The organism is Pseudomonas sp. SDO5591_S426 (assembly GCF_054070755.1).
In genome coordinates, this window is record NZ_JBSVXD010000202.1 from 1 (window position 1) to 9709 (window position 9709).

Here is a 9709-nt window from a genome sequence, read left to right on the forward strand (position 1 = left end):
GTTTCGACTGCGCCGGAAGTGGGGCGAATTATAGACACCTGAGATCTGCCGTCAACACCTATTTTCACAAAACTGTCATATAAGTCAAAAAAGCCCAGAAACGCGAAGGCCGGCCCAAATGGGCCGGCCTTCTTCCCTTCTACTTACAAGCTAGGGAACGCGAACTGCGAAGCTTCATGGCTGGCTCGTTGTGGCCAGCGCTGAGTGATGGCTTTGCGGCGCGTATAGAAACGCACGCCATCCGGACCGTAGGCGTGCAGATCGCCGAACAGCGAACGCTTCCAGCCGCCAAAGCTGTGGTAAGCCACTGGCACTGGCAACGGTACGTTCACACCGACCATACCCACTTCGATCTCATCGCAGAACAACCGCGCCGCTTCGCCGTCACGGGTGAAGATGCAAGTGCCGTTGCCGTATTCGTGATCGTTGATCAGCTGCATGGCTTCTTCCAGGCTGTTGACCCGAACGATGCACAGCACCGGCCCGAAGATCTCTTCTTTATAGATACGCATCTCTGGTGTGACGTTGTCGAACAGGCAGCCACCCAGGAAGAAGCCCTCCTCATGACCGGCCACGGTCAGACCACGACCATCCACCACCAGTGTCGCGCCAGCCGCTACGCCGTCTTCGACATAACCGCTGACCTTGTCACGCGCCTGACCGGTAACCAACGGCCCCATGTCCAGACCGCAGGAAGTGCCCGCACCAATTTTCAATGCCTTGATCTGCGGCGTCAGCTTGGCCACCAGTGCATCGGCAACCTGATCACCCACGCACACGGCCACCGAAATCGCCATGCAGCGCTCGCCGCAAGAACCGTAGGCCGCGCCCATCAGTGCGCTGACAGCGTTGTCCAGATCCGCATCCGGCATCAACACCGCGTGGTTCTTCGCGCCACCCAGGGCTTGAACGCGTTTGCCGCGCTTGGTGCCTTCGGAATAGATGTACTCGGCAATCGGCGTCGAACCGACGAAGCTCAGCGCTTTGACTTCCGGTGCTTCGATCAACGCATCCACCGCAGTCTTGTCGCCGTGCACCACGCTCAGCACACCTTTCGGCAGGCCAGCTTCGATCAGCAGTTGTGCAATCAGCAGGGTCGAGCTTGGATCACGCTCGGATGGCTTGAGGATGAAGCAGTTGCCGCAGACGATCGCCAGTGGATACATCCACAGCGGCACCATCGCCGGGAAGTTGAACGGGGTGATACCAGCCACCACGCCCAGCGGCTGGAAGTCCGACCAGGCATCGATGTTCGGGCCGACGTTACGGCTGTATTCACCCTTGAGGATTTCCGGTGCCGCGCAAGCGAACTCGACGTTCTCGATACCGCGCTTCAGTTCACCGGCAGCATCTTCGAGAGTCTTGCCGTGTTCTTCGCTGATCAATTGCGAGATACGCGCTTCGTTCTGCTCCAGCAGTTGCTTGAAGCGGAACATCACCTGAGCACGCTTGGCTGGTGGTGTGTTGCGCCAGGCCGGGAACGCTGCCTTGGCCGCGTCGATGGCGCTCTGGATGGTTTCGCGAGTCGCCAGCGGCAACTTGTGAATGGCCTGACCGGTCGACGGGTTGAACACATCAACTGCGCGTCCGTTCTCGGTCACCAGTTCGCCATTGATCAAATGCGGAATAACGCTCATGGAAGCTCCTGAAAAGTTGTCCACAGGCGCCCGTTTCCGAGCGCCCGTTGTTTATATATATAGAAGGAGAAATCAGTCGATCTTGCTCAGCACTTCACCGACCGCGTCGAACAGACGATCCAGGTCTTGCGGCTTGCTGTTGAAGGTTGGGCCGAACTGCAGGGTGTCGCCGCCGAAGCGTACGTAGAACCCGGCTTTCCACAGCGCCATGCCGGCTTCGAACGGACGCACGATGGCGTCGCCGTCACGCGGTGCAATCTGGATCGCACCGGCCAGGCCGAAGTTACGGATGTCGATGATGTGCTTGGTGCCCTTCAGGCCATGCAGTGCATTTTCGAAATGCGGCGCGACGTCGGCCACGCTCTGCACCAGGTTTTCCTTTTGCAGCAGGTCGAGTGCTGCCAGGCCAGCGGCACAAGCCACCGGGTGCGCGGAATAGGTGTAGCCGTGCGGGAATTCCACCGCGTACTCAGGCGTCGCCTGGTTCATGAAGGTCTGGTAGATCTCAGAGCTGGCAATCACCGCGCCCATCGGGATTGCGCCGTTGGTGACTTGCTTGGCGATGCACATCAGGTCCGGGGTCACGCCAAAAGTGGTGGCGCCGAACATGGTGCCGGTACGGCCGAAACCAGTGATCACTTCGTCGAATACCAGCAGGATGTTGTGCTGGTCGCAGATTTCGCGCAGACGCTTGAGGTAACCCTGAGGCGGAACCAGCACGCCAGCGGAACCGGCCAGAGGCTCGACGAACACGGCCGCGATGTTCGAAGCATCGTGCAGCTCGATCAGCTTCAGCAGTTCGTCAGCCAGAGCGATACCGCCCTGCTCCGGCATGCCACGGGAGTAAGCGTTGCTTGCCAGCAAAGTGTGCGGCAGGTGATCGACGTCCATCATCGCCTGACCGAACAGTTTGCGGTTGCCGTTCACACCGCCAAGGCTGGTGCCGGCAATGTTCACACCGTGGTAACCACGGGCACGGCCGATCATTTTGGTCTTGGTCGACTGGCCTTTCAGACGCCAGTAAGCACGAACCATCTTCACGGCGGTGTCGGCACACTCGGAGCCCGAGTCGGTGAAGAACACATGGTTCAGGTTGCCCGGCGTCAGGTCGGTAATTTTCTCAGCCAATTGGAACGACAGCGGATGGCCGTACTGGAAGCCTGGCGAGTAGTCGAGAGTGCCCAGTTGCTTGGCCACCGCTTCCTGGATTTCCTTGCGAGTGTGCCCGGCGCCGCAGGTCCACAGACCGGACAGCGAGTCATAAACCTTGCGGCCCTTGTCGTCGATCAACCAGCTGCCTTCTGCACCAACGATCAGGCGTGGGTCGCGCTGGAAGTTACGGTTGGCGGTGTATGGCATCCAGTGAGCGTCGAGCTTGAGCTGGCTGGCCAGGGAAGACGGGGCGTTTTCAGGCAAGTTCATGGGCGAAACCTCGCAAGGCGATAAGCGGCATAGGGAGAAAAACCGTTCTTGCAGCTAAATTGCCACGGGGATAAAGTCGGTGAAATCCAACTTTTCTAACCTTTAGTCAGGTCACCACTAAACTATGAGTGTTCGTCGCCCCGATCCCCTGGCGCAAGTCAGCGACTTCGATATTCGTTTGTTGCGGATTTTTCGCAGCGTCGTCGAATGCGGTGGATTCTCCGCAGCCGAAAGCGTGCTCGGTATCGGTCGCTCGGCCATCAGCCAGCAGATGAGCGATCTGGAGCAGCGCCTCGGCTTGCGCCTGTGTCAGCGCGGTCGTGCCGGTTTTTCTCTGACAGAAGAAGGCCGCGAGGTGTATCAGTCGGCGTTGCAGCTATTGAGTGCACTCGAAAGCTTTCGCACCGAGGTCAACGGCCTGCACCAGCACTTGCGCGGCGAATTGACGATTGGCCTGACCGACAACCTGGTCACCCTGCCCCACATGCGCATCACCCACGCCTTGGCGCAATTGAAGGAACGAGGGCCCGACGTGCAGATCCAGATCCGCATGATCGCGCCAAATGAAGTGGAACAAGGCGTGCTCGACGGTCGCTTGCACGTCGGCGTGGTGCCGCAGGCCAGTGCATTGTCGGGGCTGGAGTATCAACCGTTGTATAGCGAACGCTCGCTGCTGTATTGCGCAGTCGGCCACCCGCTGTTTTATGTCGATGACAAGCAACTGGACGATGCGCGCCTCAACAGCCAGGACGCCATTGCCCCGACCTTCCGTTTGCCCGCGGAAATCCAGGCTCATTACCAGGCGCTCAATTGCACCGCCAGTGCGTCGGACCGTGAAGGCATGGCGTTCCTGATTTTGACCGGTCGCTATATCGGTTACCTGCCGGACCATTACGCGAGCCTTTGGGTGCAACAAGGCCGGTTGCGAGCGCTGAAATCAAAAACGCGTTTCTATGACTTGAGCCTCGCCTCGGTCACTCGCAAGGGTCGTCGTCCTCATCTGGTCCTGGAAAGTTTTCTGGAAAGCCTCGCCGCGACGCGTTAATCATCATTGCGCCGCATAAGGGCTTGTCTGAAGCCTGTGGGTGCGCTATCAACGCAATGGCCTGCACCCACCCACTCGACCGGAAGTGCCTATGACCTTTGAAGTCCCAGCTCACGGCGGCAAACCCGCCAGCCGCATTCGTCAGAAAAACGAAGAGACCATCATCAAAGCCGCCGAAGACGAGTTCGCCCGTCACGGGTTCAAAGGCACCAGCATGAACACCATCGCCCTGAATGCCGGGCTGCCGAAGGCGAACCTGCATTACTACTTCACCAATAAACTGGGTTTGTACGTAGCGGTGCTGAGCAACATCATCGAGTTGTGGGACAGCACCTTCAACACATTGACCGCCGAGGACGATCCGGCGGAAGCGCTGACCCGTTACATCCGCGCGAAGATGGAGTTTTCCCGGCGTCAGCCGCAAGCCTCGCGAATCTTCGCCATGGAAGTCATCAGCGGTGGCGAATGCCTGACCGAATATTTCAACCAGGACTACCGCACCTGGTTCCAGGGCCGGGCGGCGGTGTTTCAGGCGTGGATCGACGCCGGTAAAATGGACCCGGTCGACCCGGTCAACCTGATCTTCCTGTTGTGGGGCAGCACCCAGCACTACGCCGATTTCGCCACGCAGATCTGCCGCGTCAGCGGCCGCACCAAGTTGACCAAGCAGGACATGGAAGACGCCGGCAACAACCTGATCCGCATCATTCTCAAGGGCTGCGGCCTGACGCCAAGCATTTAAGACACTTATGCCATTTACCCTCAGCGGCTTTTGCGAATACCGCGAAGAGATTCGCAAAAGCCGTTTCATTACCTTCGCCGCGCCCATCGGCAGCCCTGCCGAGGCGCAAGCGTTTATCGAACAGCACAGCGACCTGAATGCCACGCACAATTGCTGGGCGTGGAAGCTCGGCGACCAATACCGCAGCACCGACGACGGCGAGCCTGGCGGTACCGCCGGGCGGCCGATTCTGGCGGCCATCGAGGCGCAGGATTGCGATCAGGTCGTGGTGCTGGTGATCCGCTGGTATGGCGGCATTCAGCTGGGCACCGGCGGACTCGCCCGAGCCTATGGCGGTGGCGCCAACAAATGCCTGCAAACGGCGCCGAAGCTCGAGCTGATCAGCCGGGTGCCCCTGAGTTGTGCCTGCGCGTTCGGTGAGCTGGCCTTGGTGAAATTGCGAGTCGCCGATCTCGGTGGGCTGGTTGTGCAAGAGGACTTCACGGCCAACGGTGTTGAACTGCAATTGGCTGTGGGTGAAGCGCAGATTGAAACGCTGCAAAAGCAGCTCGCCGATTTGAGTCGCGGGCGCATTTTGTTGCAGCGCTGAACGATCAAAAGATCGCAGCCTTCGGCAGCTCCTACACAGGACAGCGCTCTTCTGTAAGAGCTGCCGAAGGCTGCGATTTTTTGGGGCACTGCTTATGCCTCGTGCACCCGACAGTTGCCCACATCTGCTGTGCACCCGGCTGTGGATAACCTGAGCACATACCGCTGTAACCCTTCTGTCATGCGGCTTTGCGGGCTTTGCTCACTTTTCGTCCAAATCGCCTTCGAAAAGTACAAATTCACGAAAAAACAAATACTTAGAGCGGTTTATCACCTTTAGAAGATAGCCGCCCCGCGCTTATGCCCGACATTTGCGCTTGCGCACAAATACTGTGGAGCAATCTGTGGATAACCCGTTCATTCCTGTCGCGGCACCATGCCGGGCATAGCTCGCGCCCGACTGCTCATTTTTTGATCAACAAATGCGGGGCAAAATTGGAGCCTTGCCCATGGGCATTGCTCCCAAGTGGTGCCGCTCATGAAACAAAACTGACCCAGGCACCGGACTCAACACCTTGCACCGCATGACTTTTCAGCTTTCCTGACTCAATGGCCAGGAAATTGCTTTATCCACAGGCATAAGTCCAATCGCCTTGAGCCTGTCATGCCCAACTCCGTGCCGATCCCCGATCAAACGCCGCGCCTGCAATTGCGCAGAATCAGCAAACGCTATCCCGGCTGCCTGGCCAACGATGCCATCGACCTGAGCATTGCGCCCGGTGAAATCCATGCCCTGCTCGGCGAAAACGGTGCGGGCAAAAGTACGCTGATGAAGATCATCTACGGCATCGTCCAGGCCGACGCCGGGGAACTGCTCTGGCAAGGGCAGCGAGTGACCATGCGCAACCCGGCCCAGGCTCGCGGCCTCGGGATCGGCATGGTGTTCCAGCATTTCTCGTTGTTCGAAACCCTGAGCGTGGCGCAGAACATTGCCCTGGCCATGGGCGCCAAGGCCGGCACGCCGAAACAGCTCGGGCCGAAGATTCGTGAAGTGTCGCAACGTTATGGCATGGCGCTGGAGCCGGAGCGACTTGTCCACAGCCTGTCGATTGGCGAGCGGCAACGGGTCGAAATCATTCGCTGCCTGATGCAAGACATCCGCCTGCTGATTCTCGATGAACCGACTTCAGTGCTGACGCCGCAAGAGGCCGATGACTTGTTCGTCACCCTGCGCCAACTCGCCACCGAGGGCTGCAGCATTTTGTTTATCAGCCACAAACTCGGCGAAGTCCGCGCCCTGTGCCACAGCGCAACGGTGCTGCGCGGCGGTCGGGTCGCCGGGCATTGCGTTCCCGCCGATTGCTCGGATCAACAACTGGCGCGGCTAATGGTGGGTGAGGCAGCGGAGTTGATCACTGACTATCCGAAGGTGACGGGTGCCGAGGCTTTCTTGCAGGTAAAGGGACTGTCCTGGCACAACCCTGACCCCTTCGGCTGTTCGCTGAAAAACGTCGACCTTGAAGTGCGCAGCGGTGAAATCGTCGGCATCGCGGGTGTCGCCGGCAATGGTCAGGATGAATTGCTGGACTTGCTAAGCGGTGAACAGCGGTTGGCCCGCGACAACGCCGCGACGATCAGTTTCGCCGGTGAGCCGGTCGCGCATTTGCGCCCCGATGTCCGACGTCGACAAGGACTGGCATTCGTCCCCGCCGAACGATTGGGCCACGGCGCCGTGCCGGAACTGAGCCTGGCGGACAACGCCCTGCTCACCGCGTTTCAACAGGGACTGGTGAGCAATGGCTTGGTGCAGCGTCGCAAAGTCGAGGCACTGGCCGAAGAAATCATTCGCCGTTTCGGGGTCAAGACTCCGGACAGCCAGACACCGGCTCGCAGCCTGTCCGGCGGTAATTTGCAGAAATTCATTCTCGGCCGGGAAATCCTTCAGCAACCGAAATTGCTCGTGGCCGCGCACCCGACCTGGGGCGTGGACGTCGGCGCGGCGGCGACCATTCACCGTGCGCTGATTGCCTTGCGTGATGCCGGCGCGGCGATCCTGGTGATCTCCGAAGACCTCGACGAACTGTTCCAGATCAGCGACCGCCTCGGCGCCTTGTGCGGCGGGCGACTGTCGCCGCTCAGGGCCACGGTCGATACGCGTCTGATCGATGTCGGTGGCTGGATGGCCGGCCGCTTCGATGCCCCTCAATCACCTGCATCTGTATCGATTTAACGGAGTGTCACATGCTGCTTTCTCTTGAACCCCGTGGCCAGCAATCGCGCCTGATGCTGTGGTGCTCGCCGTTGCTGGCTGCGGTCCTCACGCTGGGCTGTGGCTCGCTGCTGTTTATCGCTCTGGGACACGACCCGTTGCTGACCTTGCATACGCTGTTGATCGCGCCGGTCAGCGACCTGTATGGCGTATCCGAACTGTTGGTCAAAGCCTTGCCGATTCTGCTCTGTGCGTTGGGCCTCGCCGTGGCCTATCAGGCGCGGATCTGGAACATCGGCGCCGAAGGCCAACTGCTGCTCGGCGCACTGGCTGGCAGTGCGCTGGCGGTGAATATCATTGACATGCAAAGCCGCTGGGCGCTGGTGCTGATCCTGTTTGCCGGCACCCTGGCCGGCGCCGCGTGGGCGGGGCTGACCGCGTGGTTGCGCACGCGTTTCAACGCCAACGAAATCCTCACCAGCATCATGCTCAATTACATCGCCCTGAACCTTCTGCTGTTCTGCGTGCACGGTCCGCTGAAAGACCCGGAAGGTTTCAACTTTCCACAATCGGCGATGTTCGGCGATGCCAGTCGTTTGCCGTTGTTGATGGAGGATGGCCGGGTTCACGCGGGTGTGTATTTCGCCCTGCTTGCCTTGGTGGCGGTGTGGGTGTTGTTGCAGAAAAGCTTTGTCGGGTTCCAGATCAAAGTGCTCGGGCTGGACAAGCGTGCCGCCGGTTTCGTTGGCTTTCGCGAGAAGCGCCTGATCTGGCTCGCGCTGTTGATCAGCGGCGGTTTGGCGGGGCTGGCCGGCGTGTGTGAAGTCACCGGGCCGATCGGCCAATTGGTGCCGCAGGTCTCGCCGGGTTACGGCTATGCGGCGATCACCGTGGCGTTTCTGGGGCGGCTGAATCCGATCGGCATCCTGTTTTCCAGCCTGTTGATGGCGCTGTTGTACATCGGTGGCGAGAGCGCACAAATGAGTCTGAACCTGCCGCAAGCGATCACCCAATTGTTCCAGGGGATGATGCTGTTTTTCCTGCTGGCCAGTGATGTGCTGATTCTTTATCGACCGCGTTTGAACCTGCGCTGGGCCCGCCGCGCAACCACCGCCGTACCCGCAGGAGCGCTGTGATGGATATCGATCTGCTGGGCAACATTTTCTACGCCATGGTCCGCTGCGGTACGCCGTTGTTGCTGGTGGCGTTGGGCGAACTGATTTGCGAGAAAAGCGGAGTGCTCAACCTCGGTCAGGAAGGGATGATGCTGTTTGGTGCGGTGATCGGTTTCATCGTCGCCTTCAACAGCGGCAACCTGTGGCTTGGCGTGTTGCTGGCGATGCTCGCCGGGATGCTGTTATCGTCGCTGTTCGCGTTGGTGGCGCTGGTGTTCAACGCCAATCAAGTGGCCACCGGGTTGGCGTTGACGATTTTCGGCGTGGGCCTGTCGACCTTTGTCGGCGCCGCGTGGGTCGGCAAGCCGCTGACGGGTTTCGAACCGCTGGTGATCCCGTATTTGAGTGAGATTCCGCTGATCGGGCGGATGCTGTTTGCCCAGGATCTGCTGGTGTATTTGTCGTTCGCACTGTTTGCGCTGGTGGCCTGGGTGATTCTGAAAAGCCGCATCGGATTGATCATTCAGGCAGTGGGAGAAAACCCGGATGCGGCCAGCGCCATGGGCTTGCCGGTGTTGCGCGTACGGGCGTTGGCGGTGTTGTTCGGCGGCGCGATGGCCGGGTTGGCCGGGGCGTATCTGTCGCTGGCGTACACGCCGATGTGGGCGGAAAACATGAGCGCCGGCCGCGGCTGGATTGCCTTGGCGCTGGTGGTGTTTGCCAGTTGGCGGGTGTGGCGCCTGCTGCTGGGCGCGTACCTGTTCGGCCTCGCCAGCATCCTGCACCTGGTGGCGCAGGGATTGGGGCTGGCGATTCCGTCGAGCCTGCTGGCGATGCTGCCGTATGTCGCGACCATTGTGGTGTTGGTGCTGTTGTCGCGGGATGCGGTGCGGACACGGTTGTATGCGCCGGTGTCGTTGGGGCAGCCGTGGCAGGCCGGGCATTAGAGGTTGTTTTGGCGGGCCTCTTCGCGAGCAAGCCCGCTCCCACATTTGACCGAGTTCACACCCA

8 protein-coding genes are annotated in these 9709 nt (G+C 59.9%); 6 read left to right on the forward strand and 2 right to left on the reverse strand.

Features of this window, described 5'->3' with window-relative positions; all coding sequences use genetic code 11:
• Positions 1–143 precede the first annotated feature (143 nt).
• Both ACW9JC_RS25845 and ACW9JC_RS25850 read right to left on the reverse strand, forming a co-directional pair.
• Positions 144–1637, reverse strand: a complete 1494-nt coding sequence (locus tag ACW9JC_RS25845; protein WP_416130607.1) for a CoA-acylating methylmalonate-semialdehyde dehydrogenase — start codon at positions 1635–1637, stop codon at positions 144–146.
• A 72-nt stretch (positions 1638–1709) separates the two neighbouring features.
• On the reverse strand, positions 1710–3059 hold the full coding sequence (locus ACW9JC_RS25850; protein ID WP_457458520.1) for an aminotransferase class III-fold pyridoxal phosphate-dependent enzyme: 1350 nt from the start codon (positions 3057–3059) through the stop codon (positions 1710–1712).
• 124 nt (positions 3060–3183) lie between these two features.
• On the opposite strand from ACW9JC_RS25850, the gene ACW9JC_RS25855 reads away from it, so the two are divergent.
• The 6 genes from ACW9JC_RS25855 to ACW9JC_RS25880 all read left to right on the forward strand — a co-directional run bounded on the left by ACW9JC_RS25855 (position 3184) and on the right by ACW9JC_RS25880 (position 9645).
• A complete protein-coding gene (locus ACW9JC_RS25855; protein WP_338584572.1) occupies positions 3184–4104 on the forward strand; it encodes a LysR family transcriptional regulator in 921 nt (306 codons plus the stop codon).
• Positions 4105–4195: 91 nt separating this feature from the next.
• Positions 4196–4846 (forward strand): TetR/AcrR family transcriptional regulator, encoded by a 651-nt coding sequence (locus tag ACW9JC_RS25860; RefSeq protein ID WP_218441699.1) that lies wholly within the window; start codon positions 4196–4198, stop codon positions 4844–4846.
• Between the two features lie 7 nt (positions 4847–4853).
• Positions 4854–5435 (forward strand): IMPACT family protein, encoded by a 582-nt coding sequence (locus ACW9JC_RS25865; protein ID WP_457458522.1) that lies wholly within the window; start codon positions 4854–4856, stop codon positions 5433–5435.
• A gap of 603 nt (positions 5436–6038) precedes the next feature.
• Positions 6039–7604: an ABC transporter ATP-binding protein gene (locus tag ACW9JC_RS25870; protein WP_457458524.1), complete on the forward strand. Its 1566-nt coding sequence runs from the start codon at positions 6039–6041 to the stop codon at positions 7602–7604.
• Positions 7605–7615: 11 nt separating this feature from the next.
• Positions 7616–8719, forward strand: a complete 1104-nt coding sequence (locus tag ACW9JC_RS25875; protein WP_457458526.1) for an ABC transporter permease — start codon at positions 7616–7618, stop codon at positions 8717–8719.
• Entirely contained in the window at positions 8719–9645 is a 927-nt protein-coding gene (locus ACW9JC_RS25880) for an ABC transporter permease (RefSeq protein WP_457458528.1), read from the forward strand. The genes ACW9JC_RS25875 and ACW9JC_RS25880 overlap by 1 nt, the downstream gene beginning before the upstream one ends.
• Positions 9646–9709 lie beyond the last annotated feature (64 nt).